This window comes from Mesorhizobium sp. P2_D6 (assembly GCF_056404315.1).
On record NZ_JBFUEG010000006.1, the window covers coordinates 287339 to 313141 of the forward strand.

Genomic DNA, 25803 nt, shown 5'->3' on the forward strand with positions numbered 1-25803 from the left:
CGGAAATGGCGCCGTAATGTGCGCCTCTCTATTCCTCTTGTCCGAGGATGCTCTGCCTGAGCCGCATCCAGTGAAAAGAGGATACAGATCCATGTCTATTGCCCCCAATTCATATTCCCGCACCCGCAAACGCCTGTTGGCAGCCGCCGCCTCGCTCGCCATTGCCGGCGCCATCGGCTTCGGTGCCGTCGCCACCGGCACGGCTCCTGTTCTGGCTGACGCCGTGCGGGTCGAAGCGCCGCAGGTGCCGGGCTTTGCCGATATCGTCGAGCGCGTTTCGCCGGCCGTGGTCAGCGTCAAGGTCAAGGCCAAGATCGAACCTGCCGCCGATGACGGTTCCGACCAGTCCGACGATCCGGACGGCATGAACAACCTGCCCGACAATCCGCAGCTGCGCCAGTTCTTCAAGCAATTCCGCGGCTTTGGCGATCAGAACGGCCAGGGCGGCGGCAACCGTCGCTTCAGCCATCGCGACCACAACAACGACCAGCCGCGCCCGGTGGCGCAGGGCTCCGGCTTCTTCATCTCCGATGACGGCTATCTCGTCACCAACAACCATGTCGTGGAGGAAGGCTCGGCCTTCACCGTGGTGATGAATGACGGCAAGGAGCTCGACGCCAAGCTGATCGGTACCGATCCGCGTACCGATCTGGCCGTGCTCAAGGTCGATGGCGTCGGCAAGTTCACCTATGTCGACTTCGCCGATGATTCCAAGGTTCGCGTCGGCGACTGGGTGGTTGCCGTCGGCAATCCGTTCGGCCTCGGCGGCACTGTCACCGCCGGCATTGTCTCGGCCCGTGGCCGTGATATCGGCGCTGGTCCCTATGACGACTTCATCCAGATCGACGCTTCGGTCAACCGCGGCAATTCGGGCGGCCCGACCTTCAACCTCAACGGCCAGGTCGTCGGCATCAACACCGCGATCTTCTCGCCCTCGGGCGGCAGCGTCGGCATCGCCTTCGACATTCCGGCCTCGACCGCCAAGCAGGTGGTGCAGGATCTGATGAAGAGCGGCTCGGTGCAGCGTGGTTGGCTCGGCGTCGAAATCCAGCCGGTCACGTCGGATATCGCCGAATCGCTGGGCTTGAAGTCGCAGAACGGGGCTCTGGTCTCCAGCGCCCAGGACGGCGGTCCCGGCAAGAAGGCCGGCATCACCGCCGGTGATGTGATCACCCAGGTCGAAGGCAAGGACGTCGCATCGCCGAAGGAACTGGCTCGCCTGATCGGCGCCTATTCGCCCGGCAAGTCGGTCGACGTCACCGTGTGGCGCGACGGCAAGAGCGAGACGATCAAGGTCGACCTCGGCACGCTGCCGTCCACCGACAAGCAGGCCTCGGCCGACCCGCAGCAGCCCGCAGCCCCGGCAAAGCCGGCCGCGCTGGCCGATCTCGGCCTCACCGTCACCAAGTCGGAGAACGGCAAGGGCCTGGTGGTGACCGATGTCGACCCCGACAGCGATGCCGCCGACCGCGGCATCCAGCCCGGCGATGTCATCACCTCGGTCAATTCGACGGAGGTGAACGGCACCGAGGACGTCGCCAAGGCGATGGCCGATGCGGTCAAGTCCGGCCGCAAGGCCGTGCTGATGCAGATCACCCGCGATGACTCGAACCGCTTCGTCGCGCTTCCGGTCGCCAAGGGCTGACATCGAACACTTTTCCAGTGCGGCGGTTTCAACACCCCCGAGCCGCCGCACGGGAAAGCAAGGGGCCGAACGCGTTAGTCAGTCATCGTGTTCTGCCCCCGGCGGCAGCGGGCCCCCATCGCCCGCTGCCGCTCTAACAGCAAGGCATGTCGCCCAAAAGTGCACGGCGGTTTTGGGATAACGACATGCTTGAACGAAAGCTTTTCACGCTCATGGCGGCCCCTCAATCTTCCAGCGAAATCGCGTATAACGGCTCTATGAAGATTCTCGTCATAGAAGACGATCGCGAGGCGGCCGACTATATGCAGAAGGCATTTGGCGAGGCCGGGCACACCGCCCATGTCGCCGGCGACGGCGAGACCGGCTTTGCGCTGGCCGATGCCGGCGACTATGACGTGATGGTCGTCGACCGCATGATGCCGCGCCGCGACGGGCTCTCGGTCATCGCCGGCCTGCGCTCGCGGGGCAACACCACACCGGTGCTGATCCTGTCGGCGCTGGGCGAGGTCGATGACCGGGTCACCGGCTTACGCGCCGGCGGCGACGACTATCTGACGAAGCCCTATGCTTTTTCCGAACTGCTCGCCCGCGTCGAGGTGCTGAACCGCCGCGCCAGCGCCAGAGAAGCCGAAACCATGTACAGGGTCGGCGATCTCGAGCTTGACCGACTGTCCCATTCCGTCAAGCGCGCGGCGCGCGAGATCACGCTGCAGCCGCGCGAGTTCCGCCTGCTCGAATATCTGATGCGCCATGCCGGCCAGGTGGTGACGCGCACCATGCTGCTCGAAAATGTCTGGGACTATCATTTCGATCCGCAGACCAACGTCATCGACGTGCATGTCTCGCGGCTGCGCGGCAAGATCGAGAAGGGTTTCGACAAGCCGATCCTGCACACCGTCCGCGGCGCCGGCTATATGCTGAAGAGCTAGAGCATGATCCCAAAAAGTGGGTACCGGTTTTTGGAAAAGATCATGCTCCAACAAAGGGGTAGGTCATGATGAGATTTCAACCAAATCTCATCATGATCTAGACATCCATGGCCCTTTCCCTGCCGGCCATCATGAGGACGACGGCGGCGCGGCTTTCGGCGCTCTATTTTCTTCTTTTTGCGCTGTGCGCCGTCCTGCTGGTTTTCTACATGACGTCGCTGTCGGCGCGGATGCTTACCGGCCAGACGCAGGAAACCATCAATGACGAGGTGCTCGGCCTTGCACGCGCCTATCAGCGCGGCGGCCTGCCGGTGCTGGTGCGCGTGGTCGAGCAGCGCTCGCGCCAGCCCGGCGCCAACCTCTATCTGATCGCCGACGCCAACGGTCAGATCCTGACCGGCAATGTGCAGAGCCTGGAGCCGGGCGTGCTCGAGACCGACGGCTGGACGACCGAGCCATTCTCCTACCGGCGCTTCGGCGAGGGCGAGCTCGAGCGGCAGCGCAATCAGGCTGCCGACCCTAACGGGGCGCAGCCCGGCGAGACCGAAATTCAGGTGGAAGGCGAGAAGGGCCACAACGCCATCGCGCTGGTGCTCAGGCTGCCCAACCAGATGATCATGCTTGTCGGCCGCGACCTCGGCGAACCCGAGCGCTTCCGTGCCGTCATCCGCCGCGCCCTGATGCTGGCGCTGGGCATGATGGGCCTGGGCGGGTTGCTGATCTGGTTCTTTGTCGGCCGAGCGGCGCTGAAGCGCATCGACAGCGTTTCGGAAGCGAGCCGCCGCATCATGGGCGGCGACCTCACGGGACGGCTGCCGGTGACTGGCGCCGGCGATGAATTCGACCGCCTGTCGGAAAACCTCAACACAATGCTGGCCAGGATTGCGACGCTGAACGAAGGCCTGAAGCAGGTCTCCGACAACATCGCCCATGATTTGAAGACGCCGCTGACCAGGTTGCGCAACCGCGCCGAGGCCACGCTTTCGGGCAAACACAAGACCACCGACTATCGGCAGGCGCTGGAAGGCACCATCGCCGAGTCCGACCAGCTGATAAAAACCTTCAACGCCATCCTGATGATCTCCAGACTGGAGGCCGGCTATTCCTCGGAAAGCACCAGCAAAGTCGATCTCGCCGCCGCCGTGCGCGACGTCGTCGAGCTCTACGAGCCGGTGGCGGAGGAGGCGGGCGTGGAACTCGAGACCTCCGTGGAAGGGGATTTCACAGTCAACGGCAATCGCGAGCTGATCGGCCAGGCGCTGTCGAACATCGTCGACAACGCCATCAAATACTCGACCGACGCAACTGAGAAGCCGGCCGTGCGCGTTGCGCTGCAGCGTGTCGGCCATGACATCCGGCTTTCCGTCGCCGACAACGGCCATGGCATTCCCGATGACGCTGATCGCGCGAGGGCGACCGAGCGCTTCGTGCGGCTGGAAAAGAGCCGCTCGCAGCCGGGGTCCGGCCTCGGCCTCAGCCTCGCCAACGCGATCATGACGTTCCACAATGGCCGGCTTGAACTTCTGCCCGCCAATCCTGGATTGTCCGTTATCATGAGTTTCCCGGTACGGGAGGAACATTGATGGCGGTGAGAATGGCTGCGAAACCGATCGAGACAGAATGGCACCTGCAGCTGGCAGCGCAACTTGCGCCGCTGGACGAGAGCCGCGCCCGGCGTGAACTGTCGGAGGTCGCTGGCGACGCCGAGGACGACAACCTGCCGCGGCTGGCGAAATTCCTCGCGGGCAAGGGCGCCGCCCAGGATTTCCTCGCTGCCGTCTTCGACCTCTCGCCCTTCCTCCGCGATGTCACGCGCCGCCGGCCGCAAATTCTCGACGCGCTGTTCGATGCCAGTGTCGAGGCCAGGCTGACCAGCATTAGCGACGCCATCGGCAAGGCCGCCTTTGCCGAGACCGTTTCGGAATCGAGCCTGATGATGGAGCTCAGGCAGTGGAAGGGGGAAGCTCACTTCCTGATCGCGCTCGCCGATCTCGCCGGAGAGGCCGAGACCGCACTCACCGTGCGCCGCCTCAGTGATCTCGCCGATGCCTGCAGCCGTGCTGCCGTCAACTTCCTGCTGCGCGAGGCGCACAGCCAGGGCAAGCTCAAACTGCCGGATCCCGAAAAGCCGTCTCAGCAGTCCGGCTGGATCCTGCTCGGCATGGGCAAGCTCGGCGCCCATGAACTGAATTTTTCCTCCGACATCGATCTCGTCGTCTTCTTCGATCCCGAAGCGCCGGCGATCGTCGATCCGCTCGATGCCACCGAGCTGTTTGCGCGCCTTACACGCAGGCTGGTGCGCATCCTGCAGGACCGCACCGAGCACGGCTATGTCTTCCGCACCGACCTCAGGCTGCGCCCCGATCCCGGCTCGACGCCGCTGGCGATCCCGGTCGAGGCAGCACTTCGCTACTATGAGGCGCGCGGCCAGAACTGGGAGCGCGCCGCCATGATCAAGGCGCGCCCCGTGGCCGGCGATCTCGCCATCGGCGAAGCGTTCCTGCGGGAGCTGCAGCCCTATGTCTGGCGCAAATACATGGACTATGCGGCGATCGCCGACGTCCATTCGATCAAGCGCCAGATCCATGCCCACAAGGGCCATGGCGAGATCGCGGTGAAGGGCCACAACGTCAAGCTCGGCCGTGGCGGCATTCGCGAGATAGAGTTCTTCGTCCAGACCCAGCAGCTGATTGCCGGCGGCCGTTTTCCCGAGCTGCGCGGCCGCGAGACCGTGCCGATGCTGGGTGCGCTGGCGGCGCGCGGCTGGATCACCGCCGATGCCCGCGACACGCTCACCCGCCAATACTGGTTCCTGCGCCGCGTCGAGCACGCCATCCAGATGGTCGCCGACGAGCAGACGCACATCCTGCCCGACGATGATGAGGGGCTGGAACGCGTCGCCCATATGCTGGGCTTTGCCGATGCCGCCAAATTTTCCGAAACTTTTCGCGCGGCTTTGCAGGAAGTCGAGCGCCATTACGCTGCGCTGTTCGAGACAGCTCCGGAATTGTCGGCAGGCGTCGGCAATCTGGTCTTTACCGGCGATGTCGACGATCCCGACACGCTGCGGACCTTGCACGGGCTCGGCTTCAAGCGGCCGAGCGACATCTGCCGCGTCATTCGCGGCTGGCATTTCGGCCGCTACCGCGTCACCCAGTCGGCTGAAGCGCGTGAGCGGCTGACCGAACTGACACCGGCGCTGCTCAAAGCCTTCGGCCAGACGCGCCGGGCCGACAAGGCTTTGGTGCGCTTCGATGAATTCCTCGCCGGTCTGCCCGCCGGCATCCAGCTGTTTTCGCTGCTGCAGTCCAATCCCGCTTTGCTGAAGCTGATGGCGACCATCATGGGTGCCGCGCCCCGGCTGGCTGCGATCATCACCAAGCGCCCGCATGTCTTCGACGGTCTGCTCGATCCGGCGCTGCTGAACGAACTTCCCAACCGCGCCTATCTGTCGGCGCGGCTTGCGGCTTTCATCGAAGGCGACAGGGCCTATGAGGACGTGCTCGACCGTCTGCGCATCTTTGCCTCCGAGCAGAAGTTCCTGATCGGTGTACGCTTGCTCGCCGGCTCGATCACTCCGAGCCGTGCTGGCCGCGCCTTTTCCGACCTCGCCGACCTCACCATCGACGCCGCACTGCAGGCAGTGACGGCCGAATTCGCACTCCGCCATGGCCGTATCGCCGCCGGCACGGTGTCGCTGCTCGGCATGGGCAAGCTCGGCAGCCGCGAATTGACGGCCGGCTCAGACGTCGACCTCATCCTGCTCTACGATCACGACGCTGACGCGGACGAGTCCGACGGCGACAAGCCGCTGGCGCCGTCGCACTACTACACCAGGATGACGCAGCGGTTGATCGCAGCCGTCTCTGCGCCGACCGCCGAGGGCGTGCTCTACGAACTCGACCTGCGCTTGCGGCCGTCCGGCAACAAAGGGCCGGTGGCGACCCATGTCGACGCCTTCAAGAAGTACCAGCGCCAGGAAGCCTGGACCTGGGAGCACTTGGCGCTGGCCCGGGCCCGCGCCGTTGGCGGCGACGCGGCACTGTGCGCCGAGGTCGAAACCGAGGTGGCGGCACTTCTGGCCTTGCCGCGCGATGTCGACAAGGTGAAGGCCGAGGCATCCGAGATGCGCGCGCTGATCGAGAAGGAAAAATCGCCGCGCGACCTCTGGGACATCAAGCTGATCCCCGGCGGCCTCATCGACCTCGAATTCATCGCGCAGGTGGCGGTCATCACCGGCCAGGTCGAAGCCGGCGGAAGGCTGACCGCCACCGGCGAAATCCTGTCACATCTGGCCCCGGATTTCGCCGACGCCGATGTCAGGCAGCAGCTTTGCGAAGCCTATCAACTCTATCTGGCGCTGACCCAGATGACGCGGCTTTGCCTTACCGGCGCATTCGAACGTGACGACGTTCCGCCGGGATTGTCGGATCTGCTTCTGGCGGTGACTGACCTGCCGGATTTCGGTGTGCTGGAAGCACATCTCAAGGAAACGTCGCGAAAGGTCAGAAAGGATTTCGACCTTTTGCTTCGTACGAAAGGGTCGTGAGGGCGTGAAGCGCTGACGGCTGTTTCGGATCGCATCGGGGGTGACGATGCAACAGGAGATATCAATGAGAAAGACAACCGGACTTGCCCTTGCCTTCGTCGCGCTCGCCGGCGCCGTCGGCACCACCGCCTATGCCGAGAACAATGCCAGCGCCAGAATGCGCGAGGGCACGATGATGCGCCTCGACAAGGCGATGGAGGATTCCAACGGCACCATCAGCTTCGACCAGTTTTCCGACGCCATGAACGCACGGCTGAAGAAGCTGGTCGCCGACAATGGCGGCAAGCTGACCGTCGCCCAGCTCGCCGACGCGCTGGAGAAGGCGCGGTTCGAGGAAATGGCCAAGCGCATCGTCGCCCGCTACGACACCAAGGGCGACGGCACGCTGACCACGGAAGACATCACCGGGCGCGAGAAGAAGGTGTTTGCCATGCTCGACCGCAACAATGACGGCAAGATCGAGCGCAACGAGCTGCCGAAGAACGGCCGCATGGGCCGCCACCAACAATGGGACGGCGGCGACGACAGCATGCAGTGATGTTGAATGATCTGGGTCCGGCGGCAGAGCCGCCGGATTCTGGAAGGTCTCGTTCCTTCGCGCCCCCCTCTGTCCTGCCGGACATCTCCCCCACGAGGGTGGAGATTGGCTGTCGCAACCGCCTTCGCCAAATCGCCAGCGTTGCAGAAATGAGCGGAGCGTCAAAACTGCTGATCTCCCCCCAAGTGGGGGAGATGTCCGGCAGGACAGAGGGGGGCGCTGTCCCGCCAAGCCTTCAAAGATTGCGCAAAGATCTAAGCTGCTGCCTTCACCGACGGCGCTGCCTTCTTCACCGGGATGCGCACCGACACGATGGTGCCGACGCCTTCGGTCGAGCGGATTTTCAGCGCGCCGCCCTGCAACTCGGCCAGTGAGCGTGAGATGGCGAGCCCAAGGCCGGAGCCAGCGTGGTTCTTGGAGAACTGGTTCTGCACCTGTTCGAATGGCCGCCCAAGCTTGCACAGCGCCTCCTTCGGAATGCCGCAGCCATTGTCTTCGATGGTCAGCACCAGCGCGCCCGAAGTGTTGCGGGCACGCACCGAGATATGGCCGCCCTGGCCGGTGAACTTCACCGCATTCGACAGAAGGTTGATGGCGATCTGCTTGATGGCCCGGCGGTCGGCGAACAGGGTCATGGTATCGGCGATGCGGGTTTCCACCGTGATCGATTTTTCCGCCGCCTGCAGCGAGATCACGCGCACCGTCTCGCGAATCAGCGGACAGAGATCGATTTCCTCGCGGTCCATCGAGAACTGGCCGGCCTCGATCTTCGACATGTCGAGTATGTCGTTGATGACGCCGAGCAGATATTTGCCGCTGCCGTTGATGTCGTTGGCATATTCCTCGTAGCGTGGCGAACCGAGCGGCCCGAACAGGCCCTGTTCCATCAGTTCGGAGAAGCCGATGATAGCATTGAGCGGTGTGCGCAGTTCGTGCGACATGTTGGCCAGAAACTCGGACTTGGCCCGGTTGGCGGCTTCGGCACGCTCGGTTTCCCTCATGTATTTGCGGTTGAGCTCGACCAGTTCGCTGGCGCGTTCCTCCTCGGCCCGACGGGCGAGGCTGAGGTCGTGGATGGTCGCCATCAGCCGACGCTCGCTGTCGACCAGCTTTTCCTGGTGCAGTTTGATCTGGGTGATGTCGGAGCCGACCGAGACGGTGCCGCCATCCCTGGTCCTCAATTCGTTGACCTGAAGCCAGCGCCCGTCGGAGAGCTGCCGCTCGAAGGTCGCGCCGCCTTGCGGTCCGTTGGTGTTGGCCAGCCGCCGTTCCGAGGCGAAGGCCAGCATGCGCTCCTCCAGCACGGCGCGCGCCGCGCCCGGCATGACGTCGCGGTCCGACAGTCCGTTGTCCTTCTGGAATTTGGAATTGCACATGATCAGGCGCTGGGCGGCATCCCACAGCACGAAGGATTCGTTGATGTTCTCGATCGCGGTCCTGAGCCGCAGGTCGGCCGCCTCCGAGCGCAACGCCAGATGCCGCTGTTCGGTGACGTCGACGGCAATGCCGATCAGCTGGATCTCAGGCGCTTCCGGGTCGATCACCTGGGCCCTGGCGCGCATCCACACCCACTGGCCGTCGGCGTGGCGCATGCGGAACACCTGGTCGATATGGTCGATCTCGCGCTCGACGATTTTGTTGGCCAGCTCGAACAGGTCGCCGTCCTCGGGGTGGATGATGTCGTCGACCTCGCCGAAGGACAGCATCGAGTTGCAGGGCTCGTAGCCCAGCATGTCGTACATCGAGCGCGACCAGTACATCTTGCCGCGCACCATGTCCCAGTCCCACAGGCCGCAGCGGCCGCGTACCAGGGCCATGTCGATGCGCTGGTGGGCTTCGAGGTAGATGCGGTCGGCCGTCTGGGCGCGCGATGCCTGGCCGAAATAGGCGTAGAGGATGATGATCAGCACACCCGCCGTCAGCACGAACAGCGTGACATTGAGCGACACGGTTTTGCGCCAGCTGTCGAAGACCGCTTCCTGCGGCACCAGCACGGCGGCGGCGTTCTTCCTGTCGCGGGTCAGGCTCACCGCCGCGTACCAGTCCTGTCCGCCGATGCTGACATCCATGACGCCAGCGCGGTCGCCGAACATGAACAGGGGCTGGCCGTCCAGCACCAGGCTGTCGAGCGATCGCCCTTGCCAGCCGGTCGACAGCGGCGACACGGCGATGATCTTGAACGCGCTGTCGGTGATGACGAGCACATGGCTTCTGCCCATGGCGCCTTGGCGGCTCGTGCTTTCCAGAAGATCGATGGCGCTGCTGGCTGCCGCGTTCGGATCGGCCGAGATTGCGTTCGCCATCTGGCCGGCAGCCAGGCCCAGCACTGCCTTGACGTCGCGCTCGACCTCGTCGCGTTCGTTCATCAGCGACAGGACGCGCAGTGCGGCGATGACGATCAGGAAGATGATGATGAGCGCCGGTATCGAGCGACGCAGAAGGGGTTCGGCAGCCAGGAGCCGCCGGTAGGCTGGTTCAGCAATGAGCCGCGTATTGCCGGCGAGGCCGTCGCCTCGCGCCTTGCGCCGCTCAAAAGCCGTCCCTTCGGGCGCGCCCCACGCGTCCGCCTTGGCCATAAATGGCACTCCCCGAATTTCCGTACGCTTGACGATCCGGCAACACCGCACGTCCGAATCGTCTGTAAAGAATCAAAGGTGATTCGCCTTGTCCAGTGGCGCGGGCGAAAAACATTAAAAATTGATTGAAATAACGGCGTTTCTGGCTGTGGTGCTTCGCGCCGACCTAAGGTGTGTTGAGATTCAGGTCAGGCCGAGCCGAAAATGATGGGTTCCGAGAACCGGAGCGGAGCGTACTTAAGTACTTGAGCACCGGAAGCGCAGGAGGCCGGCATTTGCAGGCCGGCCTCACCTGAATATCAGCGCACCTTATGCCAGCGTGCGCTCGACAATATCCCGCAGATCCGCCGACAGGTTCTCGGCACCGGCGATGGCCAGCAGCGCTTCCCTGGCCTTGGCTTGCCTGCCCGGTTCCAGCGAGCGCCACGAGCGCAGCGCCGTAGCCAATCTGGCGGCCACTTGCGGGTTGCGCTTTTCGACCTCGAGCACGGTTTCGGCAAAAAACCGGTAGCCTTCGCCGTCGGCGCGGTGGAAGCCGGTCTGGTTGGCGCTGGAGAATGTGCCGACCAGTGAGCGCACCCGGTTCGGATTGGCCATCGAGAAGGCCGCGTGGCCGGTCAGCGCGCGCACCCGCTCGACGGTCCGCGGTCCCGGCACGGCGGCCTGGATCTGGAACCATTTGTCCATGACCAGCGGATCGGCCCCATAGCGCGCCTCGAAGCCAACCAGCGCCTTGACCGCCTCGGGCGACCCGTCATGGCGATGAGCAAGAACGGTGAGTGCGGCCGCGCGGTCGGTCATGTTGGTCGCGGCTTCGAAATGCCGGACAGCCAACTCGGCGCCTCCAGGCAGCAGCGAGAGATAGTCGAGCAGGATGTTGCGCAGCGCCCGCCGTCCCGTGCTTGCCGCATCGGGGCTGAATGGCCCGTCATCGCCAAGGTGGCCGTAGAGATTGGCGAAGGCGCCCTGGTTGGCGCGGGCGATTGCCAGTGCCAGCGCCTCGCGGGCGGCAAAGATGGCGTCGGGATCGATGTTTCTGCCGATGTCGCGGGCAATGTCGGCCTCGCCGGGAAGCGACAGCGCCAGCGCGCGGTAGGCGGGCTCCAGCGTCTCATCGCCGGCGATCTTGCCGGCAAGCCCGGTCAGCCTGGCGGTGAAGGCTGGCTTCGCGCCGCCGAGGATCTGGCGGAAAGCCGCTATCAGCGCATCGGTGAGCAGTGTGTTGAACGCCTGCCAGCGCGCGAAAGCATCGCTGTCGTGGCCGGCGAGGAAGAACTGGTCGTCGGTCTTCTGCTCGACCGAAAGCGTGATCGGTGCCGAAAAGCCGCGGTTGAGCGACACTGCCGGCCGCTCGGCAACGCCGGAGAAGCGCACCATGTGACGGCGCTTGCGGATATGGATGACGCCATCCTCGACGGCGGCGCCCTCGACACCATCATAGGCGACCGGCTCGCCGCCGGCGCCGACCAGGCCGAAGGCGAGCGGAATGTGCATAAGCCGCTTGCGGCTTTCCGACGGTGTCGGCGGCACCGACTGCTCGATCTCGAGCGTGAACTCGCGCGTGGCCGGATTGTGCGTCGAACTGACGGTCAGGTTCGGCGTGCCGGCCTGGTGATACCAGAGCGCGAACTGCGACAGGTCGCGCCCTGAAGCGTCCTCGAACACCTTGAGGAAGTCCTCGATCGTCGCGGCCTCACCGTCATGGCGCTCGAAATAGAGATCCATGCCGGCGCGGAAGGTTTCGGCCCCGAGGATGGTGCGGATCATGCGCACCACTTCCGAGCCCTTTTCGTAGACGGTCGCCGTGTAGAAATTGTTGATCTCGCGGTAGCGCCGCGGCCGCACCGGATGCGCCAGCGGTCCCTGGTCCTCGGGGAACTGGTGGGCGCGCAGCGTGCGCACCTCGGCAATGCGCTTGACCGCGCGCGAGCGCTGGTCGGCGGAGAATTCATGATCGCGAAAGACCGTCAGCCCTTCCTTCAGGCAGAGCTGGAACCAGTCGCGGCAGGTGATCCTGTTGCCGGTCCAGTTGTGGAAATATTCATGCGCGATGATCGCCTCGATATTGGCGAAATCGGCATCGGTCGCGGTCTCCCGATCGGCCAGCACATATTTGTCGTTGAAGATGTTGAGGCCCTTGTTTTCCATCGCCCCCATGTTGAAGTCGGAGACGGCGACGATGTTGAAGACGTCGAGATCGTATTCGCGGCCGAACGCCTGCTCGTCCCATAGCATCGAGCGCTTCAGCGCATCCATGGCGTAGCCGGCGAGCCCCTCCTTGCCGGGCTCGACATAGATGCCGAGCTCGACCTTGCGGCCGGATAGGGTGACGAAGCTGTCGGCGACCTGGCCGAGATTGCCGGCCACAAGCGCAAACAGATAGGACGGCTTGGGGAAGGGGTCGTGCCATCTGGCATAGTGCCAGCCATCGGTGAGCGGACCGCTTTCCACCGGGTTGCCGTTGGACAGCAGCAGCGGTGCCTCGTCCAGCCTTGCCTCGATGCGCACGGTGTAGACCGACAGGATGTCGGGGCGATCGAGGAAATAGGTGATGCGGCGAAAGCCCTCGGCTTCGCATTGCGTGCAATAGACATTGCTGGAGCGGTAGAGGCCCATCAGCGCCTCATTGCTGGCCGGCGCGATCTCGGTCTCTAGCAGCAGCTCGAAGCGGGCCGGCGGCTTCAGAATGGTCAGCTGGTCCGGCGTGGCGAGATAATCCACCGGCGCGAGTTCGTGGCCGTCGATGGCGATGCGCTTCAGCAGCAGCCCGTCGCCGTCGAGCACCAGCGGCACCGAGGCGGCGGCGCCATCGCGGCGTTCGATCGTCAGTACGGCGGTGACGCCCGTTGCGTCTGGCGAAAGGCGAAAGGTCAGGCCAGTTTGCGGAATGGAAAAGTCGCTGGGGCGATAGTCTTCGAGCTTGAAGACCTGGCCGGTATCGGTTCGCATTCCCTGGGGTTTCCCTGTCGTTATAGGGGCCGCTGATGTGTCCGCTGGCCCATAAAATCTGAAGTTGCGCGCTCTTTACACGAAACGGCCACTCGACAAAACTGCGCCAATGCCTATTTCACGGCGTTCTCCTTCCTTCATCATCGCGAGGCCTTGATGACCGCCGTCACACCGAAGTTCGGCATGCGCGCCTCTGTGCTGCGTCGTGTGACGTGCATCTCAGCGGCGATCCGGGAAGCAACACCGCAGTGAAAGCCGGACCGGGAAACGAAGCGGCCGGGAAACTGTCCGACCACCCCGGCCGTGTCCTGACCGGGATCACGCTCAAGATCATGTCGGTGGCGGTCTTCGTCGGCATGCAGACCTGCATCAAGGCAGCCGGTACTTTGCCTGCCGGCCAGATTGTCTTTTTCCGCTCCTTCTTCGCCATCTTCCCGATCATCGTCTTCCTGGCCTTCAGGAGAAAGCTGGGTACGGCGTTTGCCACCAAACGCCCACTGAACCACATTGCGCGCGGTGTCGTCGGCGTTTGCGCCATGGGACTCGGCTTCTTCGCGCTGACGCGCTTGCCGCTGCCGGAGGCGATAACGCTCAACTATGCCCAGCCGCTGCTGGTGGTGGTGTTCTCCTCGCTGTTCCTCGGCGAGGCCATCCGTATCTATCGCTGGAGCGCGGTTGCCGTTGGTCTGGTCGGCGTGCTGATCATCTCGTGGCCGGAACTGACGCTGCTCACTTCTGGCGCCGCACTCGGCGACCAGGACGTACTGGGCGTGGTTGCGGCGCTGGTTTCCGCGGCGATCTCCGCCAACGCCATCCTTCTGGTGCGAAATCTGGTCCAGACCGAACGGACCGCGACCATCGTGTTGTGGTTTTCGGCAACGGCGAGCGTCATGGCGCTGTTTTCACTGCCTTTCGGCTGGCAGGCGCTGACGCCGCGGCAGGCCGGCCTGCTGGTTGCCGCCGGGTTCGGCGGCGGCTTGGCGCAGATCCTGATGACGGCCGCCTACCGCCATGCCGAGGCCTCGGTGGTGGCGCCGTTCGAATACACCTCGATGATCCTCGGTGTCGTCGTCGGTTATTTCGCCTTCGGCGATGTCGCCACCATCAACACGCTGGTCGGCGGCGTGATCGTCGTCGCCGCCGGCATCTTCATCATCTGGCGCGAGCGCCAGCTCGGTCTTGAGCGCACCCGCACCCGAAAAGCGGCGCCGCCGCAGGGGTGATCAGGACGATTGCGAACGTTCCTTCGCCAGCCTCACCAGCACCGACCGCGTCTGCTCATCCGCCGGGAAAAATGACTCGATCGCCAGTTCCGACAGCGTCACGTCGAGCGGGGTGCCGAAGACGGTGATGGTGCTGATGAAGGACAGTACCTGGTCGCCATGCGCCAGCCGCAGCGGATGGACGATGCCGTTGGGCTCAACCGGCACAGGTCGCGCGCCCTTGAGGCCGGATGGAAAGGTTCGCAATTCACGCTCCAGCTCGACCAGCACGGGATCGCCGGCGGCATCGTTCTGATGCTTCAGCCGCTCCAGCAGATGCGCCCGCCACTCCCCGAGATTGACGATGCGCGGCGCGATGCCGTTCGGGTGCAGGCTGAGCCGCAGCACGTTGACCGGCGGCTGAAGCAGCGACCGCTCGTCAACATCGGCCAGAAACGGGCCGATGGCGGCATTGGCCGAAACCAGGTTCCAGTGCCGGTCGACGGCGAGCGCTGGGAACGGTTCATGCCCCTTGAGCACGGTCTCGACCGCGGCAAGCGCCGGTGCCAGCGTCGCGTCGGTGATCGGCCGTTCGCTGAAGCTCGGCGCGAAACCGGCGGCAAGCAGCAGCTGGTTGCGCTGCCTGAGCGGGATCTCAAGCTGTTCCGCCAGATGCAGCACCATGTCGCGCGAGGGGGCCGCGCGGCCGCTTTCGACGAAGGAGAGATGCCGCTGCGAAATCTCGGCCTCCATGGCGAGATCGAGCTGGCTCATGCGCCGCCGCGTGCGCCATTCGCGGATCAGGCTGCCGGCGGAGGTCTGGGCTGTTGTCATGCGGGATGAGTAGGCCGGGGAGGGGCATATTTCAATTACTTCCGAGGTCATGGTGAGGCCGAGGCGACAATTGATCTGCCCCCTTGTGGGGGAGATGCCTGGCAAGGCAGAGGGGGGCTGTCCCGCCGACCGGTCCGCTATTTTTTGGGGCTGCTTCTGCTGGGCGAAAATAAGCGAGATTGCGAGGCTGGTGATCCTCCGCGCCCCCCTCTGTCCTGCCGGACATCTCCCCCACGAGGGGGGAGATTGTAGTCACCCCAACCCCTTCAGCTTCGCCTTCACCTCGAGAAAATCCCGCCATGCCAGCTTCTTGTGCGCCGGTGTGCGCAGCAGGTAGGCCGGATGCAGTGTCGGCATCGCCGGAATGGCGATGCCGGACGCCGTCGTATGCACCCGCCAGTTGCCGCGCAGCCGCAAAATGCCTTCGCTCGTGTTGAGCAAGGTCTTGGCCGATGGGCCTCCGAGATTGACCAGCACCTTGGGATTGACCAGCTCGATCTGCCGCTCGATGAAGGGGCGGCAAATTTCGGTCTCGTGCGGCGTCGGCGTGCGGTTGCCGGGCGGCCGCCAGGGGATGACGTTGGCGATATAGGCGGAAGTGCGGTCAAGCCCGATCGCCGCCAGCATGCGGTCGAGCAGCCTGCCGGAGCGGCCGACGAAGGGCAGGCCCTCAATGTCCTCGTCGCGGCCGGGCGCCTCGCCGACCAGCATCAGCGATGCCTGCGGATTGCCGTCGGCGAAGACCAGGTTCTTGGCGGTGAATTTGAGGTTGCAGCCGTCGAAGGACGCCATGTGCTGGCGCAACGCGTCGAGCGTCGAGGCGCTTGCCGCCATTTGCCGGGCAAGTGCTGCCTGTGCCTCATCGGGCACGGTCGCGGTGGCCGGCACGGAGCGCGCCGGCGCGTCCGGGACCTGGCTCGCATCCAGCCTGGGGCTGGCTGTTGGTTGTTCCGCTGCCTTGTTTTCACGCGGCGGCGCGGCCGGCGCCACTGCGCGCTCGGCAGGCCTCGGTGCAGCCTCGGCAAACCGGTTCACCGGCGCGTCTTCCAGCGCCTCGTCGACGCCTGCGCTGGCGTAGAATGCCAGAAGGTCGGCAAGGTCGGATCGGTTGTTGGGGGAGGCGGCAGTCATGCCGGGCACATTCGTCCGCCGAGAGACGATTTGCAAGGTTGGGCGGTTAGTAATCTCCCCCCTCGAGGGGGAGATGGCCGGCAGGCCAGAGGGGGGTCGCCGCGCGTGGAGCGCTAGCCTCGTCTGTCAGTGAGGGAGAGTGTCGCGTCAGGACGTACCGACCCCCTCTGTCGCCTTTGGCGACATCTCCCCCTCAAGGGGGGAGATTACTCAGCCCGTCGGTATCCGCGGATCCTGCACCAGATAGAACGTCCAGCGCGGCGTATAGTCTGTGATCAGAAATTCGAAGCTTCCCGTCTTCAGCGGGTCGATCTTGCCGTTTTTGAACAGCAGCCGGTCATAGGGTTCGAAATCGCGGTCGAAATCGGCATAGGCGCTCGACAAGATATTATCGGGCGTCTTGTTGCGCTGGTCGAACGACAGGCCGTCGCCGAACACGCTCGGCTGGTTGAGGATCTCCTGCAGCTCGAACTGGAATTCGACCCAGGCCTGGCCGCTGTTGTTGAGCACCTCGATGCGCATGTACAGGACGCCGTTGGCGAATTCACCATTGGTGCTGAACGGCTGGATCGGTTTGGTGGTGCGGATGGTGAGCGTCACCGGCGTCGACGAATTCAGCTCCTCGGAGATGACCAGCGGGTCTTCCTTGGTGCCGAGGCCCGAGGCGCCGGTGATGTGGAAGCCGCCAAGCTCGTCGGAAAAGGAGTAGGCCCCGGTCGCCCACACCTTCACCGGATCGGCATGAGCCTCAACCGGCGCCAGCAGCGAAAGGGCGAGAAGAAGCGCTCGGCGGGTCCGGCCGGGCGGAAGGGGAAAGCGCGTCAATGAAAAGCCGGACGGCGTGCGCATGGGCTGAAGTATGGCCGATAAGCGAGCCGCCGAACAATTAAAATATGGGAAGCTCGGTCCGGCTAAGCGCAAAAGGCGTGCAGCATCACCGTTATCCGCGACTTTTTGGCGAAAACGGCATTGTCACGTCAGCGCCGGTTTCCTGTCGCGGATTGATGCGCTATGCAGCGCAAGAGCCAGCAAAATGCCCGGAAACGGTTAGCCAGTGCGGAGGGGTTGATGAGCGAGATCGAACGCGAGAGCATGGAATTCGACGTTGTCATCGTCGGGGCCGGCCCGGCGGGCCTTGCCGCGGCGATCCGTCTCAAGCAGGTCAATCCCGAGCTTTCCGTCGTCGTGCTGGAAAAGGGCGGCGAGGTCGGCGCCCACATATTGTCCGGCGCCGTCGTCGATCCCATCGGCATCGACCGCCTGTTGCCAGGCTGGCGCGACGAAGACGGCCATCCCTTCAAGACGCCGGTCACCGAGGACCATTTCCTGGTGCTCGGCCCTGCCGGCTCGTTCCGCCTGCCCAACATCATGATGCCGCCGCTGATGAACAATCACGACAACTACATCGTCTCGCTCGGCAATGTCTGCCGCTGGCTGGCTGGCAAGGCCGAAGCGCTGGGCGTCGAAATCTATCCGGGCTTTGCCGCCGCCAGCCTTGTTTACAACGATGCCGGCGCCGTCACCGGCGTCATCACCGGCGACATGGGCGTCGAAAAGGACGGCACGCACGGCCCGGGCTTTGCGCCGGGCATGGCGCTGATGGGCAAATATGTGCTGATCGGCGAAGGCGCGCGCGGCTCTCTCGCCAAGCAGCTGATCGCCAAATACAAGCTGTCCGACGGTCGCGAGCCCGGCAAATACGGCATCGGCCTCAAGGAACTGTGGCAGGTCAAGCCGGAGAACCACCGGCCGGGCCTGGTGCAGCATTCCTTCGGCTGGCCGCTCGATCTGAAGACCGGCGGCGGCTCCTTCCTGTATCATCTGGAGGACAACCAGGTTGCGGTCGGCTTCGTCCTGCATCTCAACTACAAGAACCCCTGGCTGTCGCCGTTCGAGGAATTCCAGCGCTTCAAGACCCATCCAGCGATATCGGGCACATTCGCGGGCGCCAAGCGCATCGGCTATGGCGCGCGCGCCATCACCGAAGGCGGCTGGCAGTCGGTGCCGAAACTGTCCTTCCCCGGCGGCGTGCTGATGGGCTGTGCTGCCGGCTTCGTCAACGTTCCGCGCATCAAGGGTTCGCACAATGCGGTCCTGTCCGGCATGCTGGCGGCCGACCATGTCGCGCAAGCCATCGGCGCCGGCCGCGCCAATGACGAATTGGCCTCCTACGAGGACGCCTGGCGGGCGACCGACATCGGCAAGGATTTGAAGAAGGTCCGCAACGTCAAGCCGCTTTGGTCGCGCTTCGGCACTGTTCTCGGCATCGGCCTCGGCGGTCTTGATATGTGGCTGAACACGCTGTTCGGCTTCTCGCCCTTCGGCACGCTGAAGCACGGCAAGGCCGACTATGCGACGCTCGAGCCGGCCGCCAAGCACACGAAGATAGCCTATCCCAAGCCGGATGGCGTGCTGACCTTCGACCGTCTGTCCTCGGTGTTCCTGTCCAACACCAATCACGAGGAAAACGAGCCGGTGCATCTCATCGTCGGCGACATGGCGCTGCAGCAGCGTTCCGAGCACGACGTCTTCGCCGGGCCGTCGACCCGCTATTGCCCGGCCGGTGTCTACGAATGGGTCGACAAGGACGGCAACGCCGCCGCCGATCCGGCCGCAGAGGATGTGCGCTTCGTCATCAACGCGCAGAACTGCGTGCACTGCAAAACCTGCGACATCAAGGATCCGAACCAGAACATCAACTGGGTGCCGCCACAAGGCGGCGAAGGCCCGGTCTACCAGGGCATGTAAGGCGCGCCCGGCGCCATTGATTGTTGAAACCGTCATCTGCTTGTGGTCTCATTGCTGTGTCCATGTGGGAGAATGGCATGCGGGTGTTGGTCTTGTTTTGCGTCGCCGTCATAGGCGCGGCCTGCGGCATCGTCGGGACGGCGTCTGCCGGCGTGAAAACTGCCGTCAAGACGCGAACCTACGACATTACCGGCGCCACGGGTGCCGGTCTGGTCGTAGCCATGAACCGCAGTGGGCCCAAGCACGGTTTCATGACCCACGCCATCGCGCAGACAAGCTACACCGCGGACTGGAGCCTGGACCTCGGCCAGGTCAACGGCGTCTGCCGCCTGCGCCAGGCCAATGGAACGCTCAACATCACCTACACCTATCCGCGCGTGGCCTCGGCCGTCACGCCGGCGCTGCGCAAACGCTGGAACCGGTTCTTCACCGGCGTCCTCGCTCATGAAGGAACCCATGGCCGTATCGCCGGGCAGATGATGCAGGCCGCGGAGCGGTCGGTTCGCGGCATGAAATTTGCCAACGATCCGCAATGCAACAAGACGCGCGCCGAAGCCCGGCGGCGCTTGGAAGCCACCGCCAAGGTCTATGAAGCGAAACAGATCGCCTTCGACGCGCGCGAGCACAGTGAAGGCGGCCATGTCGAGCGCATCATCGAGGCCCTTGTAGGCTTGTGAAACCTCAAGCCCGTAACGTGTTGATCTAGCCGCGCATGTCGGGCTGAATGAGCGACACGGTCGCGGTGGCGTTCTCGTCGACCGGCTTGTTCTCGTCGCGCTTCAGCGAAAATTCCACCATCACCGGCAGATGGTCCGAGCCAGTGTCTTCCAGCCGGGTTGACGACAGGATCGTCACCCCGCCTTTCGAGAATACCTGGTCGATCGGCAGACCCGCGTAGCGGCGCAGGAAGTCGGGCAGCGTCCGGTGAATCCAGCTCGGCCCGGCCGACGGCATCACGGTCAGTCCGCCGAGCGATGCGACGCGCCGCACCGCAGCGCTCCACGGCACGGCATTGCAGTCGCCGGCCATGATCGCCGTCTCGCCCAGCGAGGTGAGCGTCTTGGTCAACTCGCCAATCTGCCAGTATTGCTCCTTCGGCCACGGCCAGCTCAGATGGATCGCCGCGACATCGACGCCGATGCCGCCGAAGTCGACCGTGGCGGTGGCCATCGCGCCGCGCGGTTCGCAGTATGGTTCGGTACCGACGGCAAACGGCCGCCTGGACAACAGCGCCACGCCGAACACGCCGTTGGGATAGGCGCACAGGATGCGATAGGGATAGGCGCTGCTGATATAGCCGAGCTCGGTTGCCCACATCGCCGATACTTCGTCGAGCGTGATCACGTCGGGGTTGGTCCGGCCGATCAGCGAAAGAACCTTCTTGGGCGTCGGATTGTTGAAGCGCAGGTTCATCTGCAGCAGCCTATAGACCGTCTCATTGCCGGGCTCGGCGTCACCGGCGGCCTGCACCGGCCACAGCCGCGGCAAGGTGCTCAACGTGCTGGCGAAGGCGGCTATGGCCAAGAGCAGGCCCACACCCGCCTGCAGGCGAAACGAGGTGGCAAGCAGCGGCAGCGCAATCAGGGCCATCAGCACGGCAAAATGGATGCGGAAATGGGCGAAGGAATCGAAGGCCGGATGCAGTGTGCCAAGGAACCCGGCTACAAGCGCGGCCGAGAGGCCGAGCATTGCCAGGAACGCCATCGAAGCCATCATGTTTCGCACGCGTGCCATCAGACCGGGTTTGCATTGCCCAAAGTGTCGGGCCGAGGGTGTCAGGCCTGTTATCGGCGCAAATGCGGCCCAATCAAGATGACGAAACGCCTCGCGGCCAACATTTACGGGAGCCAGTCTACTGGAAGGCCGTCTCCGAAAAGCTTCTCAGCTTGCGCGAATGCAGCCGTTCCATCGGCATTTCCGCCAGCTTCTCCATCGCCTTGATGCCGATGGTCAGATGCTGCGCCACTTGCCGCTTGTAGAATTCAGTCGCCATGCCGGGCAGCTTCAGCTCGCCATGCAGCGGCTTGTCCGAGACACACAGCAGCGTGCCGTAGGGAACGCGGAAGCGGAAGCCATTTGCGGCGATGGTGGCCGATTCCATGTCGAGCGCGATGGCGCGTGACTGCGACAGCCGTTGCACCGGTCCGCGCTGGTCGCGCAACTCCCAATTGCGGTTGTCGATAGTGGCGACGGTGCCGGTGCGCATGATGCGCTTGAGATCGTAGCCGGAAAGCCCGGTGACTTCGGCGACCGCCTCCTGCAGCGCCACCTGGATCTCGGCCAGCGGCGGGATCGGCACCCACACCGGCAGGTCGTCGTCCAGCACATGGTCCTCCCTGACATAGGCATGCGCCAGCACATAGTCGCCCAGCGCCTGCGTGTTGCGCAGGCCGGCGCAATGGCCGAGCATCAACCAGGCGTGGGGCCGCAGCACGGCGACATGGTCGGTGATCGTCTTGGCGTTGGACGGGCCGACACCGATGTTGACCATGGTGATGCCGCCATGGTTCGGCTTCTTCAAATGATAGGCTGGCATCTGCGGCAGGCGCGGCGCCGCCACGCCTTCGCTGGGCGCACTCTGCCCGGCCTTGGTGACGACATTGCCGGGTTCGACGAATTCAGCATAGCCGTGGCCACCTTCCGCCATCTGGGTCCGGGCGCGGGCGACGAATTCATCGATGTAGAACTGGTAGTTGGTGAACAGCACGAAGTTCTGGAAATGCTGCGGGCTGGTCGCCGTGTAATGCGTCATGCGGTGCAGCGAATAGTCGATGCGCTGCGCCGTGAATGGCGCGAGCGGCCTCGGTTCGCCGAACGCCACTTCGAAGGTGCCATTGGCGATCTGGTCGTCGGTGCCGTCGAGATCCGGCACATCGAACAGGTCGCGGATCGGCCGCTTGATGCGTTCTGCCGCGGCGCCGTCGACATGCGTGCCTTCTAGGAAGGCGAAATGCAGCGGGATCGGCGTGGTCGATTCCGAAACCGTCACCGGCACGCCATGATTGCGCATGATCAGGCGAAGCTGCTCGACGAGATAGCGTTCGAACAGCACCGGCTGGGTGATGGTGGTCGAGAAATGCCCTGGCGTCGGCATATGGCCATACGCCTGGCGCGAATCGATCTGGGTGAAAGAATTGGTGGTGACGCCGATCTCCGGGTAGAAGGCGCGGTACCGCTTGCTTTCGTCGCCGCCGGCGGCAAGTGTCGCAAAGGAGTCGCGCAGAAATTTGGTGTTGCGGTCGTAGAGCGCCTGCAAGGCGGCCACGGCCTTTTTGGCGTCGTCGAAGCTCTTCTTGCCGAAAGGCTCCGGCATCACGACCGATTCGATAGCTTGTGGGTAGATTCGCTTTTCCATGGCTCAATATAGGGACTTGAGGCCGCACTTGGGAGGGGGAGGGTGGCCATCCAGGCGGCCAAGGCGAAGATTTATTCCACCACGTTTCAAGGTGTGTTGAGATTCGGGTCAGGCCGGCATCACCTGAATGCCAGCATAGCTTACCCGCGCTGCAGGCTGACCAGCAGAACAAAGCCAACGCCATGCTTCTTCGTCGCCGGCGCGTCGGTCGTCGTGTCGGCAGCGGCCCGCATCATCGGCATGGCCAGGACCGGCGCCGACAGCACGATCAGGACGAGCGCCGCCCGCGGCAGAAGCCGGAGGGTCTGGAGGGCGTTGATGGCTGTGCGGTTCATGGCTTTGGCTTTTCTGTTTGGATCTATGTCTTTGTCGTTTCAGGGGCGAAAATGGTTCATGCAATCGAACTGGCAGCTGCTGGAACTGGCTGCATCCCAGGAGCGGGCCGGACGGCCGGCTTCGGCCACGAGAATGGCGAAGAACATGCCGAACAGGCTCATCAGCAGGCAGACGATGGTGAAGCGGCGAGCGAGCATTTGCGTGGTGTCTCCTTGAACACGCCTTCAAAATGCCCTGATGCGACTGAACCGGCTCTGATGCCGGCGTTCATCTGCGGTTCAAAGTGATTGACGATGTTTTAGGGAGAGCGTCGGCTCGGCTAAGAGGCCGCGAGGTGCCGACGCGGGTATGTCGTGGATCGTCCTGGAAAAGAAAACGGGGCCTGTTGGGGCCCCGTCGTCGTCATGTCAAAACGGCAAGCTCAGAGCTTGTGCCAGGTCTGGCTCTTGCAGATCAGCCCGCCGAGCACGCAGCCGCTCATCTTCAGCGAGGTACCCGACAGTGTGGCCTTGCCGGAATACGTCTTGTCGTTTGCCGGATCTGTGATGTTGCCGGCATATTTGTTGTCGCCGGCCGGCTTGAGCGAGCCGATGGTCTTGCCGGCATATTTGCCGGTCTTCAGTGTGATGGAGAATGAGTCGCTGCCGCCAATGAGTGCGGTGTCGCCGGCTTGCGTCTTCCAATTGCCTTCGATCGGATCGGCCCAGGCCGCGCCCGCCATCATCACTGTAGCCGCCAGGGCCAAGCTCACTTTCCGAAACATATCTGTCCTCCCTGTGGTTTTAGGTGGGCGCCCGCCTCTCTGCCCCTTACGCAAACGTAAGCTAATCCAGCTCCCGGCAAAACAAAAGCGGGTGCCGTGGGGGAAGGGTTTGCAATTTTCATAAGGGTCGAGAAAGCGCTCAGCGACCAGGAAATGAAACGATCGAGGCGTTGGCTTTGGTTTCCGTGGTTAGCAGAGTGTTGATTGGTGCCCCATAAATTTTCGTCAAATCCGGCGCGAAACGGCGCGGTTGCTGACTTTGTATCCTTAACGAATTTCCGCGTTTACCTCTTGTTTTAGCTTTGTTTTCTCCAAATTAAGCACGCCATTTAACGACGAATTCAAGGCTCGGCTTCATTCTCGAAAGCATCGAAAGAGCGGCTCCCCAGGGGACACCGGGGGACAGAAAAGGCCAGCTCTCGGGAGCCAGACAGGGGACTAAAATGGCACGTTTTGAAATGCTTGAAGCCGGCTTCGGCGCCATGGGGGCAACTGCCCAGGCCGACATTCTTTTCGAACTGGGCATGATGTATGCGACCGGCCGCGATTGCGAGACCGATGTCGTTGCCGCCCACAAATGGTTCAACATCGCCGCCATCAAGGGCTCGATCCGCGCCGCCGAACTGCGCTCGGAACTGTCGGCCGCAATGTCCAAGGTCGAGATCGCCAGGGCGCTGCGCGAAGCCCGCGAATGGATGACCATGCACTGAGATCGGCGATCTCGAGCAGATATACGAAAGACAGGGAAGCTCCGGGATCAAGACCGCATAGACGGCCGGAACCGGTAGACAACAAGACCGCGACAAGACGGTCGACGACGAAAGACGAGAACGCGGCAGGCCGACACGGTCCCAGCCGTGCACAATGGGGACGGTGAGCAGGTTTTCGTGGCGCGGGGGCGCATGGGGACTGCTCTAAGAGCAAAAAGCCACGACCGGCCGGAACAAGGCTGGCGTGGCTTTTTGCGTTGATGAGGCCCAATCGAGTGGCGCCGATGCGCCTAGACAGGCCCAGTGAAGGATGAAATTGTCCCGCCTTCTGAAAGAAGCGCGGCCAGAGCGGCTGCGCGAGTGTGGGAGGAGTTCTATCACCATGAAAAAAATGGGTATTTTGAGCGCGGCCGTATTTGGCCTGATGATGAGCGCGCCGGTTGCCTTTGCCGATGATATCACCATTTCGGTGGTCGGCCCGATGACCGGACAGCTCGCCACGATCGGCGATCAGTTCAAGCAGGGCGCAACGGCAGCAGCCGACGCGATCAACGCCGCCGGCGGTGTCAACGGCTCGATGATCAAGCTCGACATCGAAGACGACCAGTGCGATCCCAAGCAGGCGGTTTCGGTGGCCAACCGCATCGTCGCCAACAGCGTAAAGTTTATTGACGGCCATGCCTGTTCGGGTTCGAGCATCCCGGCTTCCGCCGTCTACGCCGAGGCCGGCGCGCTGATGATGAGCCCGGCCTCTTCAAATCCCGAACTGACTGACGCCGCCGCCAAGGCCGGCTGGCCGACGATCATGCGTCTCTACACGCGTGACGACGCGCAAGGCGCCTTCATCGGCCCCTGGATCGCCAAGAAATATGCCGGCAAGAACATCGTCATCCTGCACGACAAGAGCGCCTACGGTCAGGGCGTGGCGGATGCCGTGAAGGCGACGATGAATGCCGGCGGCCTCAAGGAAGTCGACTATGAAGGCATCAATGCCGGCGAGAAGGACTATTCGGCACTCGTCACCAAGCTGAAGGACCTCAAGGCCGACGTCGTCTATTTCGGCGGCTATCACCCGGAAGCCGGGCTGATCCTGCGTCAGTCGGCCGAGCAGAGCGTCAAGTTCCAGCTGATCATGCCGGACTCGATCGCCTCGCCGGAATTCTGGCAGGTCGCTGGCCCGGCCGGCGAAGGCACGATGTTCGTCTTCCCGTCGGACCCGCAGGCTAAGCCGGAAGCCAAGGAGGCCATCGCCAAGATCAAGGCGGGCGGCTTCGTGCCGGAAGGCTTCACGCTGTTCTCCTACGCCGTCGTTCAGGCCTTTGCAGAGGGCGTCAAGCGCGCCGGAACCGACGATCCGGTCAAGGTCGCCGAAGCGCTGAAGAACGGCACGCCGTTCAGCACCGTGGTCGGCGAGGTTACCTTCGACGAGAAGGGCGACCTGAAGAACGCCAGCTACGACATCAACCAGTGGCATGACGGCAAATACGCGCCGATCGCGCAGTAATCGTCCGCATACTCATGAAATGGCCGGGCTTGTC

Annotated in this window: 20 protein-coding genes; 10 read left to right on the forward strand and 10 right to left on the reverse strand. The window is 63.6% G+C overall.

The window, feature by feature from the left end; all coding sequences use genetic code 11:
- Positions 1–91: 91 nt before the first annotated feature.
- The 5 genes from AC1D1L_RS15755 to AC1D1L_RS15775 all read left to right on the forward strand — a co-directional run bounded on the left by AC1D1L_RS15755 (position 92) and on the right by AC1D1L_RS15775 (position 7661).
- Positions 92–1645: a Do family serine endopeptidase gene (locus AC1D1L_RS15755; protein ID WP_477342494.1), complete on the forward strand. Its 1554-nt coding sequence runs from the start codon at positions 92–94 to the stop codon at positions 1643–1645.
- A 257-nt stretch (positions 1646–1902) separates the two neighbouring features.
- Positions 1903–2574, forward strand: coding sequence for a response regulator transcription factor (locus AC1D1L_RS15760; RefSeq protein WP_477342567.1), 672 nt, complete (start codon positions 1903–1905; stop codon positions 2572–2574).
- 107 nt (positions 2575–2681) lie between these two features.
- On the forward strand, positions 2682–4157 hold the full coding sequence (locus tag AC1D1L_RS15765) for a sensor histidine kinase (protein WP_477342495.1): 1476 nt from the start codon (positions 2682–2684) through the stop codon (positions 4155–4157).
- An 11-nt stretch (positions 4158–4168) separates the two neighbouring features.
- Positions 4169–7123, forward strand: a complete 2955-nt coding sequence (locus tag AC1D1L_RS15770) for a bifunctional [glutamine synthetase] adenylyltransferase/[glutamine synthetase]-adenylyl-L-tyrosine phosphorylase (protein ID WP_477342496.1) — start codon at positions 4169–4171, stop codon at positions 7121–7123.
- A gap of 64 nt (positions 7124–7187) precedes the next feature.
- Positions 7188–7661: an EF-hand domain-containing protein gene (locus tag AC1D1L_RS15775; RefSeq protein WP_477342497.1), complete on the forward strand. Its 474-nt coding sequence runs from the start codon at positions 7188–7190 to the stop codon at positions 7659–7661.
- A gap of 254 nt (positions 7662–7915) precedes the next feature.
- Here AC1D1L_RS15775 and AC1D1L_RS15780 read toward each other — a convergent pair whose 3' ends face one another.
- Together AC1D1L_RS15780 and pepN are read right to left on the reverse strand one after the other, a co-directional pair.
- Positions 7916–10237 (reverse strand): PAS domain-containing sensor histidine kinase, encoded by a 2322-nt coding sequence (locus AC1D1L_RS15780; protein WP_477342498.1) that lies wholly within the window; start codon positions 10235–10237, stop codon positions 7916–7918.
- Positions 10238–10546: 309 nt separating this feature from the next.
- Positions 10547–13186, reverse strand: coding sequence for an aminopeptidase N (pepN, locus tag AC1D1L_RS15785; protein ID WP_477342499.1), 2640 nt, complete (start codon positions 13184–13186; stop codon positions 10547–10549).
- A 248-nt stretch (positions 13187–13434) separates the two neighbouring features.
- Between pepN and AC1D1L_RS15790 the strand changes: the two genes are divergently transcribed.
- Positions 13435–14409: a DMT family transporter gene (locus AC1D1L_RS15790; protein WP_477342500.1), complete on the forward strand. Its 975-nt coding sequence runs from the start codon at positions 13435–13437 to the stop codon at positions 14407–14409.
- On the opposite strand, the gene AC1D1L_RS15795 is transcribed toward AC1D1L_RS15790, so the two are convergent.
- The 3 genes from AC1D1L_RS15795 to AC1D1L_RS15805 all read right to left on the reverse strand — a co-directional run bounded on the left by AC1D1L_RS15795 (position 14410) and on the right by AC1D1L_RS15805 (position 17202).
- The gene (locus AC1D1L_RS15795; protein ID WP_477342501.1) at positions 14410–15222 is read right to left on the reverse strand and encodes a helix-turn-helix domain-containing protein; all 813 of its coding nucleotides are present in this window, start codon (positions 15220–15222) and stop codon (positions 14410–14412) included.
- 252 nt (positions 15223–15474) lie between these two features.
- Positions 15475–16353 carry a uracil-DNA glycosylase gene (locus AC1D1L_RS15800; RefSeq protein ID WP_477342502.1) on the reverse strand — a complete coding sequence of 293 codons (879 nt, stop codon included), beginning with the start codon at positions 16351–16353 and terminating at the stop codon, positions 15475–15477.
- Positions 16354–16563: 210 nt separating this feature from the next.
- Positions 16564–17202: a hypothetical protein gene (locus tag AC1D1L_RS15805; protein ID WP_477342503.1), complete on the reverse strand. Its 639-nt coding sequence runs from the start codon at positions 17200–17202 to the stop codon at positions 16564–16566.
- A 219-nt stretch (positions 17203–17421) separates the two neighbouring features.
- Here AC1D1L_RS15805 and AC1D1L_RS15810 point away from each other — a divergent pair, with 219 nt between their 5' ends.
- A complete protein-coding gene (locus AC1D1L_RS15810) occupies positions 17422–19101 on the forward strand; it encodes an electron transfer flavoprotein-ubiquinone oxidoreductase (RefSeq protein WP_477342504.1) in 1680 nt (559 codons plus the stop codon).
- A gap of 77 nt (positions 19102–19178) precedes the next feature.
- Positions 19179–19778 (forward strand): DUF922 domain-containing protein, encoded by a 600-nt coding sequence (locus AC1D1L_RS15815; RefSeq protein WP_477342505.1) that lies wholly within the window; start codon positions 19179–19181, stop codon positions 19776–19778.
- Between the two features lie 25 nt (positions 19779–19803).
- On the opposite strand, the gene AC1D1L_RS15820 is transcribed toward AC1D1L_RS15815, so the two are convergent.
- The 5 genes from AC1D1L_RS15820 to AC1D1L_RS15840 all read right to left on the reverse strand — a co-directional run bounded on the left by AC1D1L_RS15820 (position 19804) and on the right by AC1D1L_RS15840 (position 23555).
- Complete coding sequence (locus AC1D1L_RS15820) at positions 19804–20835, reverse strand: endonuclease/exonuclease/phosphatase family protein (protein ID WP_477342506.1); 1032 nt, start codon at positions 20833–20835, stop codon at positions 19804–19806.
- Positions 20836–20953: 118 nt separating this feature from the next.
- The gene (locus AC1D1L_RS15825) at positions 20954–22414 is read right to left on the reverse strand and encodes an AMP nucleosidase (protein ID WP_477342507.1); all 1461 of its coding nucleotides are present in this window, start codon (positions 22412–22414) and stop codon (positions 20954–20956) included.
- Positions 22415–22596: 182 nt separating this feature from the next.
- Positions 22597–22791, reverse strand: a complete 195-nt coding sequence (locus AC1D1L_RS15830; protein WP_477342508.1) for a hypothetical protein — start codon at positions 22789–22791, stop codon at positions 22597–22599.
- A gap of 39 nt (positions 22792–22830) precedes the next feature.
- Complete coding sequence (locus tag AC1D1L_RS15835; protein WP_185970258.1) at positions 22831–22989, reverse strand: hypothetical protein; 159 nt, start codon at positions 22987–22989, stop codon at positions 22831–22833.
- A gap of 224 nt (positions 22990–23213) precedes the next feature.
- On the reverse strand, positions 23214–23555 hold the full coding sequence (locus AC1D1L_RS15840; protein ID WP_352584918.1) for a DUF2147 domain-containing protein: 342 nt from the start codon (positions 23553–23555) through the stop codon (positions 23214–23216).
- 443 nt (positions 23556–23998) lie between these two features.
- Between AC1D1L_RS15840 and AC1D1L_RS15845 the strand changes: the two genes are divergently transcribed.
- Both AC1D1L_RS15845 and AC1D1L_RS15850 read left to right on the forward strand, forming a co-directional pair.
- Complete coding sequence (locus AC1D1L_RS15845; RefSeq protein WP_025583692.1) at positions 23999–24265, forward strand: SEL1-like repeat protein; 267 nt, start codon at positions 23999–24001, stop codon at positions 24263–24265.
- A 382-nt stretch (positions 24266–24647) separates the two neighbouring features.
- Positions 24648–25769, forward strand: a complete 1122-nt coding sequence (locus tag AC1D1L_RS15850) for a branched-chain amino acid ABC transporter substrate-binding protein (protein ID WP_477342509.1) — start codon at positions 24648–24650, stop codon at positions 25767–25769.
- The last annotated feature ends 34 nt before the right edge of the window (positions 25770–25803 follow it).

What these genes read in the sequence shown, in the direction of transcription:
- AC1D1L_RS15840 (WP_352584918.1), bottom strand. Translation starts at nt 23,555, where the DNA reads ATGTTTCGGAAAGTGAGCTTGGCCCTGGCGGCTACAGTGATGATGGCG.
- AC1D1L_RS15845 (WP_025583692.1), top strand. Translation starts at nt 23,999, where the DNA reads ATGGCACGTTTTGAAATGCTTGAAGCCGGCTTCGGCGCCATGGGGGCA.
- AC1D1L_RS15805 (WP_477342503.1), bottom strand. Translation starts at nt 17,202, where the DNA reads ATGCGCACGCCGTCCGGCTTTTCATTGACGCGCTTTCCCCTTCCGCCC.
- AC1D1L_RS15820 (WP_477342506.1), bottom strand. Translation starts at nt 20,835, where the DNA reads ATGGCACGCGTGCGAAACATGATGGCTTCGATGGCGTTCCTGGCAATG.
- AC1D1L_RS15765 (WP_477342495.1), top strand. Translation starts at nt 2,682, where the DNA reads ATGGCCCTTTCCCTGCCGGCCATCATGAGGACGACGGCGGCGCGGCTT.
- AC1D1L_RS15810 (WP_477342504.1), top strand. Translation starts at nt 17,422, where the DNA reads ATGAGCGAGATCGAACGCGAGAGCATGGAATTCGACGTTGTCATCGTC.
- AC1D1L_RS15800 (WP_477342502.1), bottom strand. Translation starts at nt 16,353, where the DNA reads ATGACTGCCGCCTCCCCCAACAACCGATCCGACCTTGCCGACCTTCTG.
- AC1D1L_RS15755 (WP_477342494.1), top strand. Translation starts at nt 92, where the DNA reads ATGTCTATTGCCCCCAATTCATATTCCCGCACCCGCAAACGCCTGTTG.
- AC1D1L_RS15815 (WP_477342505.1), top strand. Translation starts at nt 19,179, where the DNA reads ATGCGGGTGTTGGTCTTGTTTTGCGTCGCCGTCATAGGCGCGGCCTGC.
- pepN (WP_477342499.1), bottom strand. Translation starts at nt 13,186, where the DNA reads ATGCGAACCGATACCGGCCAGGTCTTCAAGCTCGAAGACTATCGCCCC.
- AC1D1L_RS15835 (WP_185970258.1), bottom strand. Translation starts at nt 22,989, where the DNA reads ATGCTCGCTCGCCGCTTCACCATCGTCTGCCTGCTGATGAGCCTGTTC.
- AC1D1L_RS15830 (WP_477342508.1), bottom strand. Translation starts at nt 22,791, where the DNA reads ATGAACCGCACAGCCATCAACGCCCTCCAGACCCTCCGGCTTCTGCCG.
- AC1D1L_RS15780 (WP_477342498.1), bottom strand. Translation starts at nt 10,237, where the DNA reads ATGGCCAAGGCGGACGCGTGGGGCGCGCCCGAAGGGACGGCTTTTGAG.
- AC1D1L_RS15850 (WP_477342509.1), top strand. Translation starts at nt 24,648, where the DNA reads ATGAAAAAAATGGGTATTTTGAGCGCGGCCGTATTTGGCCTGATGATG.
- AC1D1L_RS15775 (WP_477342497.1), top strand. Translation starts at nt 7,188, where the DNA reads ATGAGAAAGACAACCGGACTTGCCCTTGCCTTCGTCGCGCTCGCCGGC.
- AC1D1L_RS15795 (WP_477342501.1), bottom strand. Translation starts at nt 15,222, where the DNA reads ATGACAACAGCCCAGACCTCCGCCGGCAGCCTGATCCGCGAATGGCGC.
- AC1D1L_RS15770 (WP_477342496.1), top strand. Translation starts at nt 4,169, where the DNA reads ATGGCTGCGAAACCGATCGAGACAGAATGGCACCTGCAGCTGGCAGCG.
- AC1D1L_RS15825 (WP_477342507.1), bottom strand. Translation starts at nt 22,414, where the DNA reads ATGCCGGAGCCTTTCGGCAAGAAGAGCTTCGACGACGCCAAAAAGGCC.
- AC1D1L_RS15760 (WP_477342567.1), top strand. Translation starts at nt 1,903, where the DNA reads ATGAAGATTCTCGTCATAGAAGACGATCGCGAGGCGGCCGACTATATG.